Raw genomic sequence first — 22,374 nt, 5'->3', positions numbered from 1 at the left:
ACAAAGATATCAAATAGAAGCATTATTACAAGTAGGAATAACCCAAACTTCCTTAGTGACTCAATTATGAGTTGATAGAAGCACCGTTAGTAGAGAGTTAAAAAGAGATATCGCTATACGAGGCAGAACAGCTGAAGAATATATATCGGCTAATGCCGAACGTGAAACAAGAAATAGACACAAATACAAGTTTAAAGGAGCGCTATTAACAGCTAAATTGAGCTCGAATGTAAGTAAAAAGATGATACTAGACAAATGGAGCCCAGAACTTATCTCTAAGAAATAGAAACAATAAGACATCCCAATAGTCTCCCACGAAACTATCTATAAATGGATTTGGGAATCCGAACACACAAACACCAAAGAAAACAAGCCTTACAAGAACCTTTACAAAGAATTAAAACAGGGAAAAAGAAGGCAGAAAAGGGGAAATATCAAAGATACAAGAGGAGCTATAAAAAATCGTGTGCACATATCAGAGTGTCCGGCAGTTATTGAAAAAGAAAACGTATTGGAAATTTAGAAGCAGATTTAATGATAGGTAAAGATCATAAGACAGCATTATTGATACTTACAGATAGAACAACTTTAATTGCTATTATAGATAAGTTAATGGGGGAAAACGACTAATGAGCTACCTTCTGTATTAAAAAAGGTTAAGTAGATTTAGTTCTAGTTAAATTAAGTAAATTACTTATGATCATGGAAAAGAATTTGCTAGGCATAAAGAAATTACAAAAGAGTTTAACTTAAAAACATACTTTACAACGCCTTACACTTCGCAATAAAAGGGAACTGTAGAAAATAGAATTGGGGTAATCGGAAGGTTTTTCCCAAAGAAAACTGATTTAAATAAAATTTCTAAGAAAAGAATTAAACAAGTAAAATCATCAATTAATAACAGACCTATTAGAAAATTCAATTATCTTAGTCGTATTACCTATCTAAATAATAATTTTGTTGCACTTATGACTTGAACACAGCATATTATTTTATATAAAAAATATAAGAATTCAAAGAGATTGAATATTCGAACTACTGAAGGAAGAGTTACAATCACTCCTTCAAACCCTTAAGTTTCAAAAATAGCCAAACCTGATTATTTGATTTTTTTTGTAGTTGGAGAACTCCTTTATGCTGATTTTTCTTTTAAGAATCTTGTAAGTATTTATGCTTTCATGCTTTTACTAATAATAGCTTTGTGATGAAAGATGGTAACATGCCTGCTAAAAACTACAACAAAGGAATTTGCAGTTAGAGTACATTTCTAAATGACTATTTTGCAAGTATCTCGGATAGTAAAATCGTAAAAACTTATCATAATAAAATCTATGATATAAATATATGTTAGGTTATAAAAGTTTTACAGACGCTCAAAGAAAAAAATTAGTAAGAAATAATCTTTTTTCAACTAAATAACCAACCTATATTGGATTGGTTTATATTTTTTGAAAATAATAATAATAATAATAATAATAATAATAATAATAATAATAATAATAATAGCTTTACTTATTATTTCTCAATTTCTGCTCCCATTTCCACGAAGAACTAATCATTTCATTTAAGCTTTTATTGGCTGTCCATCCTAATTTTTCTTTAGCTAAATCTGTTGCAGCATATAGCTGTGGTACATCTCCAGATCTTCTATCCGTAATTTCGTAATTTAGCTTTAAGTTAGATACTTCTTCAAAAGAATTAATTACATCTAATACAGAAAAACCATTTCCTGTTCCTAAATTAAAAACTTCAAGAGGTTGGTCTTGTTCTTTTTTTATGATTCTTTCTACTGCTAAAACATGTGCTTTTGCTAAATCTACAACATGAATATAGTCTCTAATTGGTGTTCCATCTTTTGTTGGATAATCATTACCATAAACCATTAATTTTTCTCTAATTCCTACTGCAGTTTGTGTAATGTAAGGCATTAAATTATTAGGAATTCCACTGGGTAATTCTCCAATTAATCCAGATTCATGAGCACCAATAGGATTGAAATATCGCAATGAAATTGCAGAAAAAGCATTGTTTGATTTTATAAAATCATCTAAAATTTCTTCGGCTATTTTTTTGGTATTTCCATAAGCAGAAAAAGGTCTTTGTGTTTCATTTTCTTCAGTAATTGGTAATGTTTCTGGAGTACCATAAACTGTGGCAGAAGACGAAAATATAAACCCATTGATGCCATTTTCTAATTGTGCAGAAAGTGTATTTAACAAAGAGTATAAATTGTTCTTATAATACATTAACGGTTTTTGCACAGATTCTCCAACAGCTTTAAGAGCAGCAAAATTTATAACAGCTTTAGCATCTTTATGTTTGTTAAAAACTTGTAAAGTTTCAGCTACATTTTTTAAATCAATATTAATAAATGTAGGTTTTACTTTTGTAATTTTTTCTATTCTACCAAGGGTTTCTTCTGATGAATTAGATAAATCATCTAAAATAACAACTTCATAATTGTTTTCAATTAATTCTACAACTGTATGAGAACCTATATAACCACAACCACCTGTTACTATTATTTTGTGCTTCATTTTATTTTGTTTTCTAAAATACAAATCTAATAAAAAAAACTAACAAAACCTACTAGAACCTACTAGTAGTTTTTAAGAAAAGAAATTGTATATTTGTTGCATGGGAATTGTATCACTTAAAAAAAATATTGGTGTGCCAAAATACAAACAAATAGTAACTTCAATAGAAACTGCTATTACTAATGGTACATTAAAAAAAGGAAATCAATTGCCTTCTTTAAACGAAATTAAAGATACTCATAAAGTATCTAGAGATACAGTTTTAACAGCTTTTAATGAATTAAAAAACAGAGGCATTATTTACTCTGTGGTTGGCAAAGGGTACTATGTATCTAGCATAGATATTGAAGTTGAAAAAAAGATTTTTTTACTTTTTGATGAATTAAATTCATTTAAAGAAGACTTATACAATTCATTTTTAGAAAATTTAGGAAAAAATATTCAAGTTGATATTTTCTTTCATCATTTTAATATTGAAATTTTTAACAAGTTGATAAATGACAATATTGGAGGTTATAATTATTATGTAATTATGCCAGCAAACCTTAACGGGACAGCAAGTGTTATAGCTAATTTACCCAAAGAAAAAGTTTATATTTTAGATCAAGTAAATAGCAGTTTGTCTGAATATGCAGCTGTTTATCAAAACTTTGAAAAAGATATTTTTAATGGACTTTCTTCTATTAAATCAAAAATAAAAAAGTACAAAAAAATAGTTTTATTTTTTTCTGACAAAAAGCAACCTCAAGGAATTTTAAAAGGTTTTCAAACTTTTTGTAATCAGTATAATATTAAATTCGAATCAATCTCATCTTTAGAAAATAATAGAGTTCCTACAAAAGGTGAAATTTACATGGTCTTAGACGATAAAAATTTAATAAGAGTTCTAAAAAAAATAAAAGTAGCACAATTAATTTTAGCAAAAGATGTTGGCATTATTTCTGTGAATGACACCTTATTAAAAGAAATAGTAGAAGGTGGTATTACCACAATTTCAACAGATTTTAATGTAATGGGAAAAAATTTAGCAAATATGATTTTAAATAATCAGCAAATAAAAATTGAAAACCCTAGTAGTTTAATTTTAAGAAAATCAATTTAAAAAATGTTTACAATAAAAGATGAAAATGTCAACTTTTTAGAACTAAAAAGCACAAATAGTAAAGCAATAATTTCTTTAAATGAAGGTGAAAGATTACAAGAACTACAGCTGAATAATCAACTATTAATCAAAGAAATTACTGGTTTTTCTTATGAAAACTCTTATGCTTCTTCTATATTATTTCCTTTTGCAAATAGAATAGAAAATGGAAAATATACATTTAAAGAAAACGAATATGAATTTGAATGTAATGATGGTAAAAATGCTTTGCATGGTTTAGTTTATAACAAACCTTTTACAGTCGAAAAAAAAATTGAATCTCTAAATTATGCTGCTGTAACTCTTATTTATCAAGAAAAAGAAGAAAGTTTAGGGTTTCCTTTTACTTATAAAGTTGAATTAATCTACACGCTTTATAAAGATGAAATTAGTGTATCCGTAAAAATAGAAAATACAGATACCAAACCTTTTCCTTTTACTTTAGGATGGCACCCTTATTTTTTTAGTGAAGATTTAGAAAATAGTTCTTTAAATTTTAAAAGCGATAAGAAAATTGAATTTGATGAAAATTTAATCACAAAAAAAATAACTGATTATAAAGCTGATGACAAATTCACTTAAAAAGGCATACAATTAGATGATTCTTTTATTTTAAATTCTGATGTAGTTGCCTTTTCAACTCCAAATTATCAAATAGAAATTTCTACAAACCAAGTAGAAAACTATTTACAATTATATACACCTAAAGGCTTACCAGTTATTGCTATAGAGCCAATGACAGGTATTTCTAATAGCTTTAATAATAAAACTGGGCTTCAAGAATTAGAACCCCAAACATCTTATGCTGTAACTTGGAATGTAAAAATTAAATAAAAATCTACAATGAGCAAAACATTAATTAAAGAAGTAAAAAGTAAGTTTTTAGAAACCTTTAAAGTAGCACCTTTACTTATTTTTTCTCCTGGAAGAATAAATATTATTGGTGAGCATACAGACTATAATGATGGTTTTGTTTTTCCTGCTGCTGTAGATAAAGGTATTGCAGCTGCCATACAAAAAAGCAATACTGGAAATTGTACTGCAATTGCTTTAGATTTAGACAGTGCCATAAAATTTGAATTAGATAAATTAAAACCGTCAAAAGAAGGGAGTTGGGAAAACTATGTTTTTGGAGTTGTTGCAGAAATACAAAATAGAAATAAAGTTGTTGGCGATTTTAATATTATTTTTAAAGGTAATATTCCTGGTGGAGCAGGCATGTCATCTTCTGCAGCATTAGAAAATAGTGTTGTTTTTGGTTTAAATGAATTGTTTGATTTAGAATTAACCAAAACAGAAATGATTTTAATTTCACAAAAAGCAGAACATAATTATGTGGGTGTAAATTGTGGAATCATGGACCAATATGCAAGTATGTTTGGCATTAAAGACAATGCATTGCATTTAGATTGTAGAACTATAACATCTAAACCTTACAAAATCGATTTTAAAGATCATCAATTAATGCTAATCAACACAAATGTAAAACATAGTTTGTCTGATAGTGCCTATAATGATAGACGTTCTGCTTGCGAAAGCATTTCAGAATTATTAGGTGTAAAAGCATTAAGAGATGCAACAAAAGAAGATTTAGAAACTGTTATTGATAAAGTTACACCTAGTAATTACCAAAAAGCATTATATGTTATTCAGGAAAACACAAGAACTATTAAAGCTGCAAAAGCGATTGAAAATAATGATTTAGAATTATTAGGTTCTTTAATTTACCAATCTCATGCTGGTTTATCTGATCAATATAAAGTAAGTTGTGATGAATTAGATTTTCTGGTTGCACAAGCAAAAAAGAATAAAAACGTTTTAGGTGCAAGAATGATGGGTGGTGGTTTTGGTGGTTGCACCATCAATTTAATTAAAAAATCTGAAGCAAAAGCATTTGGTAAAACAGCATCCATAGCCTATAAAAATAAATTTGATAAAGAATGTTCTGTCTATTTTATAGAACTTTCTGATGGTACACATTTGGTAAAATAATCAACAAAAAAATACATAATGGAAAATACAAATTTGCAAGATTATTCACATAAAAGATTTAATATTTTAACTGGTGAATGGGTTTTGGTTTCTCCTCATAGAGCAAAACGTCCTTGGCAAGGACAAAATGAAGAAATTTCTAAAGAAATAAGACCTGCTTACGATGAAAAATGCTATTTGTGCGCTACCAATACAAGAATTAATGGTGAAGTAAACCCAGATTATAAAGATGTTTTTGTTTTTACAAACGATTTTGCAGCACTACAAAATAATTCGCCAAAATTTAATGTAAATGATGGTTTGTTAAAAGCAGAAAGCGAAACAGGAATTTGTAAAGTAATCTGTTTTAGTCCAGATCATTCTAAAAGTTTGGCAGATATGGCTGTAAACGATATTGATAAAGTTGTAAAAACTTGGCAAAAAGAGTACACTATATTAGGCAGTAAAGAAAACATAAACAATGTACAAATTTTTGAAAATAAAGGTGCTGTAATGGGTTGTAGTAATCCACATCCTCATGGACAAATTTGGAGTCAGTCTACCTTACCAAATGAAGTTGCAAAAAAAGATACTCAACAGCGCAATTATTATGCAGAAAATAAATCGAGTCTTTTAGGCGATTATCTAAAACAAGAATTGTCATCAAAAGAAAGAATTATTTTTGAAAATGATGATTTTGTAGTTTTAATTCCATTTTGGGCAGTTTGGCCTTTTGAAGCTATGATTGCTCCAAAAAAACAATACAAAGATATTACTCAACTTTCAGATTCAGAAAGTTTAGCTTATGCAGAAGCTATTTCTGTGCTTACAAAAACATACGATGCTTTATTTGAATGTTCTTTTCCTTATTCTTCAGGTATTCATCAAGCACCAACAAATGGGCAAGAAAACAAACATTGGCATTTTCATATGAGTTTTTATCCACCTTTATTAAGAAGTGCAACTGTAAAGAAATTTATGGTAGGGTATGAAATGTTTGGTACACCTCAAAGAGATATTACAGCAGAACAAGCTGCTAAAAGATTGAGAGATTTGGTTTAATATTAAAAAATTATTTTTATTTATTTTACTTTGGTCTTGGCTTTATATTTTATTTATAAAGCCATTCTTTTCAAATGCTTTAAACTCTTTTGTGAATTTTAATAAAATATAATCTAGGATAGCTTTTTTATAATTTTTATAATTTTTATAATTTTTAAATATCCTACTACTTCTAGCTGCAATATTCTTTTAGTTATACTTCTTATATTTTTCAGCAAACTCATGTTGCTGTAAAATCAATTTTAATTAATTAAAATTAAAATTCATTTCAAATTCTGGCATTTTCATAACAATACCAAATTCATTAATATATGGCTTTCTAAAAATTTCTTAAACTAATAAATTAATTAGCTTAAGGAGTAGATGAGTAGTATAATACATATATAAAGTGGTATAATACATATTAAACTTCTAGTTATTAGGTAATTTTATACTTGTCTAAATAATCATTTTTCATTATGAAAAAAAATACTTTCAAATTTATAGGGTATACTTGTGTAATAAGTATATTTATAATAATTCTAATAAATAAAAACATTTTAAATATTAGTGAAACTTATATTGATGATTACCATCATGAAGAGTATGCTGAAGATTATGAGGAAAGCGAAGAAGAAATTGCCTATGAAATGGCAATGGAAAAAGAAGCTTTACCAAAAGCTTTTGATTTAACCAGTTTAAGTGACATAGAATTAGTAAAATACAATTCGTGGGTAGAAAAAGTAAAACAATCTAATTTTGAATTTAGTAGTTCTAAAGATTTCTCTGCTTATTTTGCAAGTGCAAAAAAAAACATGACCTCTACCCTATCTGAACAATATTCTTATGCTAATAATACGCTTACAGGGGTTTGGGATCAAAAATATTTACATATGTTTTCTTCAACTAACCCTGGTTATAGCGAAGGTGGCTTTAGAACAGACGGTTCTTTATATGACCCTGTAAATGAAGAAATGTTCATTGTATCTTTTGCAGGGCATATTTATAAAATTGATGAAGAAGCACCTATAAAATGGTCTCTTAGAAATCAAACTAAAAGTTTTGAAGGGGATAAATTTAATGGGGTTAATTTAGCCAATGGCAATTTTAGATTGCTGAACCAAAAAGGTACTGGAGCCATGGAATTTTCAGATGATGAAGGTAGAACATGGATAGATGCTAATGGCGCTTTTTTTGAAGGTAATGCAAATTACACAACTCTTGTAACTAAAAAAGGATCAAGTAAAAGAATTGTAGCTCATGGAGCTAGAAGAAACTCTTCAGACGCAAATGCTTGGTATGATTATGTGTATATTTCTACAGACTATGGGTTAAATTACACAACTTCTTCTTTAACATTTAAAAGTAATACATATGATGTAGAAATTCTTAAGCCACATTCTAGTAGAGCTGTATACCTTCTTGCAAGAAGAATTAGTGACTCAAAACTATTTGTATATAAAATGGGAGAAAATGATTCAGATTTTAATTTAATACATCAACCAACAACAACAGCAATTAAATCTTTAGATGCAGTTAGTGGAACTACTGTAAATGGTAATACACACTTTTATATTAGCTATGATAATATCAATATTTTTTATTCTGGTGATGAAGGTGCAACATGGACAAAAAAAGTAACAGATAGCAATACTGGTAGGAATATTATAGAAGTGCATCCAACAAAACCTAACATTGTTTTTAAAGGTTTTGTAGAATTATGGATATCTACAGATTATGGTGTTAATTGGACTAGAAATAAACATGTTTTAAGTAATAATGACATTTATGTTTGGGATGTACAACACTTTAAAACTTTTGACAAGGAAGATGGTGGTTTCTTTACTATCTCTGGATATGATTTTGGAACCTATTACTCAACAACATCAGAAGATTGGAATTCTTGGATTAGTGTAAGTAGAGGAAACCCAACAATAATGTGTTATGATGCTGATACTAGTGAAAAATATAATAGAGTTTATACAGCAAATCAAGACAGAGGTTCACAAAGTTTTATAGATAATCCAGATCACGACATCACTAAACCAATTCCTGCTGAAAGAGAAGCCAATACAGATGTTTTAAGAGTAACAATTGCAAACAATGGCGAATCTGCTTGGTACTGGTATTATTATGGAGCAATTGGAAGAAGCTCTGTAAGTGATGGTGGAAATTTTAGAACAGTTGTTTCAAGAAGAAACCTTTTCCCAAACTGGGCAGCTACAAGTATGGTTGCGTCCCCAAATTCATCTGAAGATGCAGTTTTTATTCCTTGGGGTAATCAATTACAAAAAATGACCTACAATGGTAGTTCAGTTGAACAAACACTACATTCTTTCGTCTTTCCAGAAGCTGCTCATAGTTTTGGTTATTCAAACGTAAATAAAGACAGATGGTATGTAGGTCTTCAATCTGGTAGATTTATGTATTCTACAGATGGTGGTAATTCGTTTTCTAATTCGTCTTATGCTGGGTCTTGGCCAACAGGTGAAAACTCTCATAGAAAACGTAGAGCAGTAATCGCTACAAGCCCTATAGATGAGGCTACTGTATACTATGCTGGTAGAGGTAATAACTTTTTAATATCATTAGATGGTGGAGCATCTTTTACAAATCATAATGATGGGTTAGACGTAGATAGAGTTGTAGACATAGAAGCATCTCCAAATGGTCAATTTATTTTTGCTGCTTGTGAATTTGATGGTTCATGGGTCTATTCTGTACAACAAGATAAGTGGTTTAAAATGGATGGTGCAGCAGTACCAGATGCTGTAGGATATACAGATGTGCAGTTTATAGAAGATACCAATGTTGTTCGTTTTGCAACTTATGGAAGTGGGATTATAGACTTTACTTTAAATGAAGATTTCTCAACAATTTTTGTTGCGGCTGATAACTTTGAAATTCAAGTTACAGATGAAACCTGTCAAGGTAAAAATGGACAGTTGAAAATTGATACTAAATACAACCATAATTACACTTTAACAGTTAATGGTGTAAATTACGCTTTTACAGATGCACTTAATATTCCTAATTTAGAACCTGGAGACTATAATATTTGTATTGGTATATTAAATACTAGCTATCAACATTGTGTAACTTTAGAAGTTGCAGCTTCTAGTCTTTTATCTGCTAAAACCTCTAAAAAACCAAATAGTAAGTTTTTAGATGTAGAAATAAATTCTGGTACAGCACCTTTTACTGTTTTTATAAATAATAACAAAGTTCTTGAGACATCTAATACTAATTTTAGCATAAGAGCAAATGATGGCGATTTTATAGAAATAAAGTCAAAAGCTGTTTGTGAAGGAAAAGTAACCAAAGTAATGGGATCTTTAGATTTAAAAGCTTTCCCAAACCCAGCTAAAGATTATGTAGAAATTAACCTGCCAGTAAACTCAGGTAAAAATATTAAAGTTGATTTGTTTTCTACATCATCAAAATTACTATCTAGCAAACAATATGCTATTACAAATAATAAAATAAGGATTAACCTAAAGGATATGCCTTCTGGTATGTATTTTTTAAGGTTACATCTAGAAAAAATTGAAACCATTAAAATTTTAAAACAATAAAGATGAAAAAAATATTATATACATTAGTTTTTATCATTATTTCGTCATCTTGTTCCTCTAAAGCTGATGATGAATCTTCAGAAACATTAAATGGTAGTACACCAACTACACCTTTATTAACGTTTCCTACTCAAAATCAACTATGTATTGACAATACATTAAATTTTACTTGGAACGCATCTACAAACGAAGACGGAAGCTCAATTATTTACGAATTTGAAATTGCTACTGATAATCAGTTTACCAATATTGTTGTGACTGAAATACAAACTTCCTTATCTAAAACTGTTACATTAGAAAAAGGATTTGCTTACTATTGGAGAGTTAGAGCTAAAAGTACCAAAGGTATTGTGGGTGAATACTCTATCATATCGCAATTTTATACAGAAGAAGTACCTAATAGCAATAATTTGCCTTTTTCAGCTAGTAACATAGCTCCATTCGTTGGTCAAAATTTTGATGGAGAAAATAATATTGATCTAAAATGGTCTGCATCAGATGTAGATAATGACCCTTTAAAATTTGATATATATTTTGGAAAAGATAAAGCTGCACTAGATTTAATAGAAGAGGACATGGAAGAAACCTCATTAACAGTAACAGCTGATACTCGACAAACTACTTACTACTGGCAAGTAATTGTTAAAGACGATAAAGGAGCTAAAACGAATAGCCCAATATGGAACTTTAAAGTAAACGATTTTTAAGTTTTGTAATGCTAGATTAAACATCCTTATCTAAAAATTTATAGAATTAGATAAGGATGTTTTTTTTGACCAAATAATGCTATTTTTTACTTTTTGTACTTATTTAAAAAATTAGGATTCCAGATATCTTTGTATTCAGGATTTTTATTGTTCATAAGCTGTTTATGAATATGCCATGTTACATCCATCCAAGGTTTTTCCTCTATCCATAAAGGATTTATTAGTTGATTTTCCCAGGTTTTATAAACAGACAAAATAGTGTCGAACTTTTTAGAATGCGTTTGAGAAAGATCTATAGTTTCTCCCAAATCTTTATTTAAGTTATACATCACAGAGCCAAAACCTTTAAGATTAATTATTTTATATTCTCTTACTCTTGCTGCAGACTCATCTAATTTTCTCCAAAAAAGTTTATGATGAGGATGTCCTTGTTTTTCACCTTTTAAATAAGGAATTAAGTTTACACCATCTAATTGAAGTCTTTTTTGGTTTTTAATCTTTGCTGCAGAAATAGAAGTAGAAAAAATATCTAATGAAGATGTTAATCCATCAAAAGAAACATTTGAACTAATTTCTATAGGCCAGGACAAAATAAATGGTACTCTATGCCCTCCTTCAAATTTATTCCCTTTCCAGCCTTTTAAAGGTCCTGTTAATGATTGATTATTATGAGCTCCTCCATTATCACTTAAAAAGTAGATTAAAGTGTTATTTCGTTTATTTAGATCATCTAACTTTTTTAATAATTTACCAACATTTTCGTCTAAACTCCAAGTCATAGCAGCTAACTTTTTTCTTGGATGGTTGTTAAACCTATCTAAATCTTCTTGTTTAGCTTGCATTGGTGTATGTACTGCATTGAATGATAAATACATAAAAAATGGTTTGTCTTTTGAAGTTTCAATAAACTTTACAGATTGATCTCCTAAGACGTCTGTCATATACCCATTAAAAACAATTCGTTTTCCATTATGCTGTAGCATTTTCTCTTTGGAAGGTTTTTCCAATGGAAAATAAGAACGACTACCAGATAAAAATCCATAAAACTCATCAAATCCTCTTTTATTTGGATGATCTGATTCATTTTCACCTAAATGCCATTTACCTAAGGCAAAAGTATTGTAACCATTATTTTTAAAAACATCTGCAATAGTTGTTACATCATCACTTAGGCCAATACCTCCTGTTCCATTAGCCTCAAAACCAAAACGTTGTTGGTATTTTCCTGTAATTAAGCCAGCTCTAGAAGGCGCACAAACTGTTGCACTAACATGTGCATCTGTAAATTTTACACCACTTTTTGCTAAAGCATCAATATGAGGTGTCTGTAAATCTTTACTTCCCATAAAACCAAAATCTATATAACCTGCATCATCAACCAAAATAACGATAACATTAGGTTTTTCAGTACTTTTTTCTTGATTACTTTTTTCTGATTTACAAGAAAATAAAATGCCAATTGACATTAAAAACACTAGAAAATATCTACTCATTTTTTAGCTTTTTAATTTACTGTACAGGTAGAATACTATAAGAAAATGATTGATTTTTAGCCTTTATTTGATATTTCTCTAAAGGTCTTGTCCACCAGCTTGTATCTCCCCCAACTCCCATTTGTTCTTTATCAATATTAATATTTACAAAATTTCTTTTCTTTATATCTATTGTATGACGTTGTTGTTTGGTTTTACCTGCATCAAAATCTGAGTTGTATTGATGGTGTGCACTAAAACTTAATAACTCAGGGCCTAAAATTTTTATCCCTTTACCTTGATTGTTCGTAAAAGTTACCCATCGTACATCTGTTTTATAACCATTTTCTTGAGGTCTTATATATGGAACGTATAAATCTTCTACTTTGGCTTTATAGCTACCAACAAACTGAGAAGTTTTTCTATCTTGATAATTTTCTAAAGGTCCTCTACCATACCAATTTACTTGATTTAACTCTTTATTGATAATAAAATTAGTTCCAAAACGAGGTAAACTTGGTAATTCATTTTTAACATTAATTAATGAATTAGTAATTGTAATTTGCCCAGAAGCATGAATTTTATAATTCATTTTTACTTTAGCTATAGATTTAGGTAAGTTATAAATTACTTGAAAATTAATTGAATTGCTATTAAAAATTGAAACTTCCGATTTATCTTCAAGATCTAATATATTTGTAGCATCTTTTAACTTTATAGAAACTAATTCTTGTTTTTCTGTAGCCTCTTTCCAAACTCCAAAATGTTTTGGCATGTTAAAGCCATAGTCGTTATCTGTTGTAGCTCTCCAAAAATTAGGAGTTATCCCTTTTTGAATTATATTTCCATTTCCGTAATCTAAATTGTTTAAAACACCAGAAACTCTATCAAAACTAACTGCAAAATTTTCAGATTTAAAAACAATATTTTTTTCAGTTTTTGAAACCTTTAAATTTTCTTTACTATTTTCTTTAAATTCTGGAGTGTAAATTCCTGTTATAAATTGTGCTTTGGCTAAAGAATAACCTTTGGGTATTAATGGTAATTCTTTATTTGTTTTTGCAAAAAAATTAAGTTGATATTCATTGTTATCATAATCAAGTTTTGGCAAACCTACTTGTACAATTTTTGATTTTTCAGGTGCTAAATCAATAACTCCTATATTACCTGATGTTACCTTTTGTCCTTCTTTAAGTAATTCCCAATCAATCTTAAAATTATTCAAATTGGTAAAAAAGTATTCATTTTTAATTTTCACTTTACCTGTTTTAAAGTCGATATCAGAAAAATGTATGTTTTGATATACTTTTTTAAGTTCTTCTAATCCAGGATGTGGAGTTCTATCTGGATTTACAATACCGTTTAAACAAAAATTGGCATCGTTTTGTAAATGATCTGCACCAAAATCTCCTCCATAACCCCAATATTTTTGTCCGTATTTAGTTTCCGTTAGAAGTCCTTGATCTACCCAATCCCAAATAAAGCCACCTTGTAAAACATCATACTTTCTAATAACATCCCAATAATCTTTAAAATTCCCCAAACTATTTCCCATAGCATGAGAATACTCGCATAAAATTAATGGACGTTTTGGATTGTTTTGTGCGTACTCAATTAATTGTGGAATACGATCGTACATAGGTGCTTGAATATCTGTATTCTCATATTTAGTTGCTCCTTCATACTGTGTAGGACGTGTTGCATCATTTTCTTTAAGCCATTTATAAGTGGCAAAAAAATTATCGCCATTTCCAGCTTCATTACCTAAAGACCAAGTAACAATTGAAGGATGATTTTTATCACGCTCAAACATACGAATTGTTCTATCTAAATGCGCTGCTTTCCAATCTTCTCTATACGCTGGATGATTTTTTTTTATTTCTGGTTTTCTATCCAAACCTTGGTTAGTTGTTCCCATTCCATGGGTTTCTATATTGGCTTCGTCAATTACATAAAAGCCATATTTATCACACAAATCATAAAAAAAAGGATTCTTAGGGTAATGACTACAACGTATGGCATTTACATTATTTTGTTTCATTAAAGTAAGATCTTTAATGGTTAAGTCTTCATTAACAACATGTCCTGTAACTTCATCATGATCATGAAGGTTAACTCCCTTAATTAAAACAGGTTTGCCATTCACTAAAAATTGATTATTCTCAATTTTTATATTTCTAAAACCTACTTTTACAGAAGTTGTTTGTAAAAGTTCTCCTTTAGTATTACTCAATGTTAAAATTGCTGTGTATAAGTTTGGGGTTTCTGCTGTCCAGGATTTTACATTTTTTATAATTTCTCTAAACGTTATATTTGACTTGGCTTCTGAAATAGTAACTATTTTAGTTTTGGAAAAAATTTGATTTTTTTCTTCGTCTAAAAGAGCAACTTCTAGTTTTCTCTTTTCAACAGATTGTCTTGTGTTTTTTAACTCTACATTTATACTAAATTTTCCATCCTTATAATTATTTACTAAATCACTACCTACCTTAAAATCGTTAATTGCAATTGAATCATCTGCTCTTAAATAAACATCTCTTTCAATACCACTTAATCTCCAAAAATCTTGATCTTCTATATAACTAGCATCAGACCAACGTAATACTTGTACTGCGATTTGGTTTTTCCCAGTTGTAATATATTTTGTTATGTTAAACTCTGCTGGGGTTTTGCTACCTTCTGAGTAACCAACTTTTTTCCCATTTACATACACATACATAGCTCCACTTACACCAGCAAAATGCAAATAAATATCTTTATTTTTCCAATTGGTGGGAATTTCAAAACTACGCTTGTAGCTTCCTACGTTATTTATTTTATGTGGAATAAATGGAGGGTTTTTAGGAAAAACGTACACTACATTTGTATAAATAGGCAACCCAAAACCTTTTAATTCCCAGTTAGAAGGCACAGAAATTGTATCCCAACCCTTTAAATTAAAATCGTTTTTATAAAAATTAGCAGGCCTTCCTTGAACGCTGTCTGAATAGTAAAAATGCCATTTACCATTTAACACTTTATAATTTGAAGATAATTTCCAATCCTTATTTAAAAGAGCATCATTAATACTATTATAATTATAAAAAGTTGCTTTAGGCTGTTCTCTATTAATTTGAAATATTTCTGGGTTTTCCCATTCTGGATTTTCCCATTTATCATTTGAATATAATGGTTTTGAAATCTTTTCTTTTTGACAAGAAATTATGAATACTAGAATGGTAATTATTTTTAAATAAACTTTCATTTAAACGTTTATTAATATGTTAATGATATAAAATTGATTGTAAAAAAAAAGAACAGATATATACATCCGTTCTTTTTAAAACTAAGTTTACATTCTAAACTTGCAAAATATTAATTAAAATTATTTCTTAAATAATTTTTTAGATGCTATGCCTCCATTACTATCAGTAACCTTAACTAAATATAAACCAGAAGCCAAATTACTTATATCATAATGATTTTTATCCAATTTTGATAAATTATTGATTTGCTTCCCTAATACAGTATAAACAGATACAGATTGAATTTCAACATTATTTCTAGACGTTACTTTAAAAGAAGACTGAGCTGGATTCGGGTATAAAGAGATACTATTTTGAAACTCAAATTTATCAGTACTTAAAGGATTTGCATCTAAAATTTGAATTTGGTCTATATAACCAAATGCGTCTGTATCGTTAAGGATTTGTCCAGCAGGGTCATTTTCAAATCCCATATCAGGATGAAATGAAATTCTGAATAAAGTTTCTAATGTAAATGAACTTGCATCAGGGCCATCTTTAACTTCAAAAATCATTTGCTGCCATTGGTTAAATTCTGTGTAAGCATTTAAAGGTCTTACAATTAATGTTCCATTACTATCATCATTAGGAGCATCTAGACGAATACCAATATCTGCCTGCATAGGAAAATGCACCATCATACTAATAAACTTTGTATCAGTGTCTGAGATAGCCATATCTACAACATCTATACCCTGAAAAATCCACCATTGTGCCCCAGTTCTTTTAATTTCTAGACAGTTAGCAGTAGTGTTTTCTCCTGTTGCATTAGGATTAGCAACAATAGCACTAGATATACCACCCCCAGTATTTAGTAATCCTGTTTCTTCAGATTCGAAGTCATTAACCATCGTTTGAGAGAAAACCAAACTAGATGAACTTAACAATAGTAAAAATAAAAAAGTAATTTTTTGTTTCATAATTTAAAATTTAGTTAAAATTGAATTATAAAACTAAATATTCTTAAAATAATATAAATGGATTAATAACTTCAAAACATAGATATTAATACTTTTTGAATGCTAATTCATCTTCCAAACTCTAATATAATCAACCTTGGCTTCTGTATATTCTCCAATTTCTCTTTCGGGAAAATTAGTATTTGAAGGCCCTCCAAAACTTGCTCCTGTAGACAACCAAAGAAATTCTTCTACCTTTGGAACCCAAATTCCTTGATACCTTGTTTTAAATTGTCCATCATAATAAATTTCTAATTTATCTTCGTTCCAAAGCAACCCGAAAGTATGGTAACCAGAATGTAGTCCAGGAGTTTCATAACGTCTTGTATTTGATTTTTGATGAGCACCATAACCATCTATGTGTACCACACTTTTGGTATAATCTCCAATCCAAGCAGATTCAAAAACATCTATTTCTGCACCATCATTTCCTGTACCATCAACATTACCCATATTATCTCCTTGCAACCAAAGTGCAGTATGTGTTCCCAGTAAAGTTTCTGCGATATCTATCTTTGCTTCTATATAACCATATTTAAATTCGAATAAATTATTGGTAAAGACACCTCCACAATGCATTACATCGTTACCAACTTTTTCACTTCTTAAAATTAGATTTCCATCTTTGTAACTTACATTTTCAGGTCTCCAAAACCATTGGTTAATACCAACTCCAGGTCTAGCAGCTCTACTCCTAGTTGAATTATTTATTGTCCATTTAGTGGGCTCAAACTTATCAAAATTATCTTCAAACATAAGTATCCAATCACTTGTATTTATAGAACTTAAAAGAGGTTTTGCTGGTGGAGCATTTGTATCTCCTAAATCATTAAATTGTTCATCATCGGCAGAAGTACTATTATCTTCAGTACATGAAAAAAGTAAAAAGGCTAGCAAAAAAAAACCAAAAAGGGTTTTGTAATTTTTATGATTGTTAGATTTCATATTAAAAAAATTTAAATTTGTAATTAATTTATTATTTGTAAATATCTTTTGCTGAAAAGTTAGACTGCTTTCCTTTTAAAACTAGTGATTTAATATCTTGAATTTTAATGTTGTTAACAGGATTAAAACTATTGCTATTCATATATTCTAAAACACTGTGTTTTAGTTGTCTTGCAACTGGCCTATCTTTTAAATTAGAGGTTAAATCTATCGAAGAAAAAACCAATTGTCCTTTACCTACTTTAGCTTCAAATAAATTAGTTAAATGATGATTTGTTACAAAATTATCGATTACTCGAACTAAAGGTTTTGTGTTTATAGAATCTACAATTACCGACTTTGAGTTGATGCATAAATCCCACCATTGCCAATCTGTATGAGAATCTGTTGGAAACTCATTAAATGCTGGGTGCTTATCATCTAACATAACTCCCATAGTAGCTGGCTGATTTGGAAAATGGACAGGACTCCAGAATACTGGAACAAAACGCCCTGTAATCCCTTTTAAAATTTTGTAATCTGGGTTTAAAAAAACTTTTTTACCATTTTTTAGTGCATTTTCAGCTTCAATAATTGATGTAGTAAAAAGTATATTGTTATTTGTAGTTATTGTTTTCTTTGGATATACCCAAATACTCCAACTATTTTTATATTTAGTATCTTGTAAACTTACTGTAATTGTTAGCTTTTTTGCTTTGTTTGCATTAATAGCATATTTAATAACACCTAAATCTGTATTATTTCCAATAGCTAAATTCATATTACTTAAATTTCCTTTTTTAACTTCATTTCCAGCTTCATCTGTTATTTGCCAATTAATCGTTTTATTACTAAAATCTTTATAGAAATTTGCAATTTCAATGGTAGCTTCAAAAGTTTCTCCAGTTTCATAAACTGCCTTTTTAAATCTTATTAGTGGAACAAGTTCGCTATTAAACTGACTAAATTCTTCTGCAGAAATAACACCTTTAGATTCCCAAAAAGCATTTAACAAACCAACCAAAGCAGTTCCTTGACCAGGAAAATCTTGCAATTGCAATAATTGAAAACCATCAAAGCTTGGTGTTTTTAATGCACGCTCAATTTCTTCCTTATATAAAAGTGCAGCTAATTTCCCTGAATTGTATGTGAAATCTGGAGCCAATTCTAACAATCCTTTTTTTTCTAAATCGTTTTTAACAGCTATAAAGTTTAACGGTTTTAAAACACCTGTGTACTTTTTAATTTCACTCATATCTGGATAGACAGAATACTGCCCTATTTCATGAGATACTAAAGGCATATTTATATGCTCGCTACCAGAAGTATAATCTGCATCAAAATGAGGTGGTTTTGCATTAAAAATTCCTTGGCCACGAATCCATCCTTTGTCTGTCCATTGTGCTATAAAAAATTCATCTTCTGCTTCAGGTCTTGTTCCTGTAGGTTGCTGAAAAGAAAATGCTGTTGTTGCATATAAATGTCTATTATCTTTTGGCTTTAAATCTGCTACCATATCATTTAACACACTTATATCTCCTTGTAATTCATTTCCTAAAGCCATAAAAATAAATGATGGATGATTTCCATAATCTTTAATCATTTTATCTGCTTCTTGCTTTAAAAAGGCTGTTGTTTTTTTATCCTCTCCTACTTTTAAACTCCAATGAGGTAACTCTACTTGAACATAAAATCCTGCTTCGTCTGCAGCTTCAAAAGCAGCTTTTGGTGGACACCAAGAATGAAAACGTAAATGATTTAATCCATAATCTTTGGCTTGTTTTATTAATTTAGCCCATTCTTCTTTTTTTGTTGGTGGGTGACCTGTTAAAGGAAAAATAACACACTCTAAATTACCTCTTAAAAAAATTCGTTTGTCATTTAAAAGAAGAGTTCCTTTTTCGCTACTAACAAACTTATATCCAAATCGTGCTTTTGCTTCACCTGTATTAGTCTTAACTATTACATCGTATAAATGAGGATTAAACTCGTCCCATAACTTTAAGTTTTCTGGTTTATCTATTTCTAAGGTATATTTACCATCTATTTTTTTTGAAGAGAGCACTTTGTTATTAAAAACTTCTTCACCATCTATAGTTTTCACAACCAATTTTACGGCTCCATCTAGATTATTAGATTGTTCAAAAGTAACTTTTAGTTTATCTAATTGAGAATTTGGATAAACCTGAACGTTTTTAGGAGTAGTACTTGTAGATGCTTTTAAAGAAATATCACCTAAAATACCGTTCCATTTTATTTGGGTATGATTGGTATATGCATGGGCCATATCTTGATTTACAACATCTGGATACATAGTTCCTGCTACATTTATAAGCGGAAATTTATTAGAATTATCAACACATATCGTTAGCAAGTGTTTACCTGGAGTTAGATGTTTGCTTAGGTTATAATTATGACTTCCAATCAAACTATTAGCATTGCCTATAAGTTTACCATCTACATAAACTGAAGATTCCCAAATAATACGTTCTAAACCTAACTCAATATTTTTACCTTTCCAATTATTAGGTATTTCTATTTCCTTTTGATACCAAGCTTTACCAATGTATTGATGCTTTCTTGTTAAGTTAGACATTACATAATTATTTAAGGCTGGTTTTAAAGTACTTGGTTTACCAATACCTGCGCCATCTAAAGTGTTAGGTAGCGTAATTCTTGTTCCTGTAAATAGTATATTTGCCCAATTATTGCTTATTCCTATATTAGTAGAATCTAGTTTAACAATCCATTCACCAGATAAATCTATTTTATTTACTGAGTTTATGGAACAAGAATTTATAACAAAAGTTATAATTAATAAGGTTGTTATTTTTAATAATTTCATAGAATTGTAAATATCTTAGTTAAACTTATTTTGTTTTACTACTTCCAAAAAATCTTTGCAAGCATTTTTAACGGTTCCGTTTAAATCTTTTTGTTGATTTAATTCCGCTATTGTATTTATAAAAGGTGTTTTATCATTAATGTATAGCATATAATTTACAGACATTAATGCTAAAAACTTATTTTTATTTACACTAAATCGTTTTAAACTCTCAGCAGCTTTTTTACTTTTAAATTTATCATACAATATTGCTGAAATTGAAACTGAAACAGGAGCATATTCATCTGTAAGGGCTTCATTTAATTCTTTTTGATACGATTGTAACAGCGTTTTATCTTGAGATATTAATCCAATACTAGCCCAATAACGTACAATATCATTTTTATGATTTAGATATGCAATTTGAGCTTTAGCAACCTCTTCTCCTTTTTTACCAGATAAAGATGCTACTTTATAAATCTCATCAAAATTATAATTGGTTTCATCTAAACGATATTCATAAACAGTTTGTGTTTTTGAAATTTTAGCCATTTCATATTCTGGCATAAACATAATATCTTTTACTTTTAAAAGTTCAGTATCCAAGAATTGTCTCATGTTTTCTTTTACAGACTTATATTTTGGATTTTCGGCTAGATTATTGGTTTCCCAAATGTCATTTTCAACATCAAATAACATTTCATAAGGACGCGTATCAAAAATACCAGACTGCAGTGCATTAAGTTTACCTTGCTTTAAATCACTACGCATATGCTTTGTGATATCTGCAATTTCTAAATAATTGATATAACGTACTTCTGGTATAAAAGGCATAAAGTTTCTTGAATATACATACTTTCCATCGGTTACACTTCTTACCAAATCCAAACCATTATCTACCCTATCTGTAGAAAGTAATAATAGCTCATTCTTAGCTTTTGAATTAACGTTGAAAAGTTTTTTACCTTTCATATATACTGGAACTTCTCCACCTAATAAATCAATCATACTTGGCCCTAAATCTTCAAAACTAATTAGTTTGTTACTAATAGTTCCTCCTGTTTTCCAGGGTGATAAATGTTTGAATTTTTCTGGAAACCATGCAATAAACGGAACACGATATCCTAAATTTATTCCATTTGTTTTTGCTCTTGGTATACCCTCACCATGGTCTGCAAAAAAGAAAATAATAGTATCATCTCTTAAGCCATCATCCTCTAATTTTTGTAATAAATCGCCAATTCTATTATCTGTTAACTTAATAGAATTATACACTCTAGCAAATTGTTTGCGCATTTGAGGTGTATCATTATAAAAAGGAGGCATATCAAATGCATCATCAGGAATTCTATCTTCTTCAGTAAGGTGATTCCAAACATGCTTTTTATATTGCTCAAATGTCCAAGACATAGTTCTTGATTGATGAGATTCTGCAAAATTAAAAACCGAAAAGAATGGTTGTCCTTCTGCTCTTCCCTTCCAGTTTGCCTTATTAGAACTTTCGTTCCAAGCTTGCTTTACAAAATCTTTTTCATTAGCAATGTTATAATCTGTTTTAGAATTATTAGTAGTGTAATATCCTAATTGTTTTATATAATAAGGAAACCCTTTAATAGAACTTGGAATTGAATACTGACTTCTTTGATGACCTGTACCTGTTTTAAAAGTTCTAGCACCTGTAATTATAGTAAATCTGCTAGCAGAACATACTGTACCTGTAGAAAACACATTCGTAAAACGAACCCCTTCATCTGCTAACTTATCTATTACAGGAGTACTTGCATTAGCGTCACCATAACAACCAATAAACTGTGGAGAAGTATCCTCTATAGTAATCCATAAAATATTTGGTTGTTTTTGATTTTTTGTTTTACAACCAAAACTCAAAACAATTAATATTGATATGATTAATAGATTATATAATTTCACCTTTTTTTAA

Annotated in this window: 13 protein-coding genes; 6 read left to right on the top strand and 7 right to left on the bottom strand. The window is 29.3% G+C overall.

The genetic code is table 11. The annotated features are described in order from the left end of the window. Positions 1-1,508: 1,508 nt before the first annotated feature. Positions 1,509-2,537 carry a UDP-glucose 4-epimerase GalE gene (gene galE / locus Q0684_RS00535; RefSeq protein WP_299012091.1) on the bottom strand — a complete coding sequence of 343 codons (1,029 nt, stop codon included), beginning with the start codon at positions 2,535-2,537 and terminating at the stop codon, positions 1,509-1,511. Positions 2,538-2,637: 100 nt separating this feature from the next. Between galE and Q0684_RS00530 the strand changes: the two genes are divergently transcribed. The 6 genes from Q0684_RS00530 to Q0684_RS00505 all read left to right on the top strand — a co-directional run bounded on the left by Q0684_RS00530 (position 2,638) and on the right by Q0684_RS00505 (position 10,972). Next, complete coding sequence (locus Q0684_RS00530) at positions 2,638-3,639, top strand: GntR family transcriptional regulator (RefSeq protein WP_299012090.1); 1,002 nt, start codon at positions 2,638-2,640, stop codon at positions 3,637-3,639. Between the two features lie 3 nt (positions 3,640-3,642). Continuing rightward, positions 3,643-4,260, top strand: coding sequence for an aldose 1-epimerase (locus Q0684_RS00525; RefSeq protein WP_299012089.1), 618 nt, complete (start codon positions 3,643-3,645; stop codon positions 4,258-4,260). A 261-nt stretch (positions 4,261-4,521) separates the two neighbouring features. After that, on the top strand, positions 4,522-5,670 hold the full coding sequence (galK, locus tag Q0684_RS00520; RefSeq protein WP_299012088.1) for a galactokinase: 1,149 nt from the start codon (positions 4,522-4,524) through the stop codon (positions 5,668-5,670). An 18-nt stretch (positions 5,671-5,688) separates the two neighbouring features. Next, on the top strand, positions 5,689-6,711 hold the full coding sequence (locus tag Q0684_RS00515) for a UDP-glucose--hexose-1-phosphate uridylyltransferase (protein ID WP_299012087.1): 1,023 nt from the start codon (positions 5,689-5,691) through the stop codon (positions 6,709-6,711). A gap of 458 nt (positions 6,712-7,169) precedes the next feature. Beyond that, positions 7,170-10,265, top strand: coding sequence for a T9SS type A sorting domain-containing protein (locus Q0684_RS00510; protein WP_299012086.1), 3,096 nt, complete (start codon positions 7,170-7,172; stop codon positions 10,263-10,265). Between the two features lie 2 nt (positions 10,266-10,267). Then, positions 10,268-10,972, top strand: a complete 705-nt coding sequence (locus Q0684_RS00505; protein WP_299012085.1) for a hypothetical protein — start codon at positions 10,268-10,270, stop codon at positions 10,970-10,972. A gap of 86 nt (positions 10,973-11,058) precedes the next feature. Here the strand turns inward: Q0684_RS00505 and Q0684_RS00500 are convergent, their stop codons facing one another. The 6 genes from Q0684_RS00500 to Q0684_RS00475 all read right to left on the bottom strand — a co-directional run bounded on the left by Q0684_RS00500 (position 11,059) and on the right by Q0684_RS00475 (position 22,364). Beyond that, complete coding sequence (locus Q0684_RS00500; RefSeq protein ID WP_299012084.1) at positions 11,059-12,465, bottom strand: sulfatase-like hydrolase/transferase; 1,407 nt, start codon at positions 12,463-12,465, stop codon at positions 11,059-11,061. A gap of 16 nt (positions 12,466-12,481) precedes the next feature. Beyond that, positions 12,482-15,688, bottom strand: coding sequence for a glycoside hydrolase family 2 TIM barrel-domain containing protein (locus Q0684_RS00495; RefSeq protein ID WP_299012083.1), 3,207 nt, complete (start codon positions 15,686-15,688; stop codon positions 12,482-12,484). 120 nt (positions 15,689-15,808) lie between these two features. Continuing rightward, on the bottom strand, positions 15,809-16,648 hold the full coding sequence (locus Q0684_RS00490) for a T9SS type A sorting domain-containing protein (protein ID WP_299012082.1): 840 nt from the start codon (positions 16,646-16,648) through the stop codon (positions 15,809-15,811). 102 nt (positions 16,649-16,750) lie between these two features. Further along, positions 16,751-17,632, bottom strand: a complete 882-nt coding sequence (locus Q0684_RS00485) for a glycoside hydrolase family 16 protein (RefSeq protein ID WP_299012081.1) — start codon at positions 17,630-17,632, stop codon at positions 16,751-16,753. A gap of 31 nt (positions 17,633-17,663) precedes the next feature. Next, positions 17,664-20,456 (bottom strand): sugar-binding domain-containing protein, encoded by a 2,793-nt coding sequence (locus tag Q0684_RS00480; RefSeq protein WP_299012080.1) that lies wholly within the window; start codon positions 20,454-20,456, stop codon positions 17,664-17,666. Between the two features lie 15 nt (positions 20,457-20,471). Then, a complete protein-coding gene (locus Q0684_RS00475; protein WP_299012079.1) occupies positions 20,472-22,364 on the bottom strand; it encodes a sulfatase in 1,893 nt (630 codons plus the stop codon). Positions 22,365-22,374: the final 10 nt, after the last annotated feature.

This window comes from uncultured Polaribacter sp. (assembly GCF_947503875.1).
Lineage (GTDB): Bacteria > Bacteroidota > Bacteroidia > Flavobacteriales > Flavobacteriaceae > Polaribacter.
Note: the sequence above shows the minus strand (reverse complement) of the source record. Positions and strands in the feature narration are given on the sequence as shown.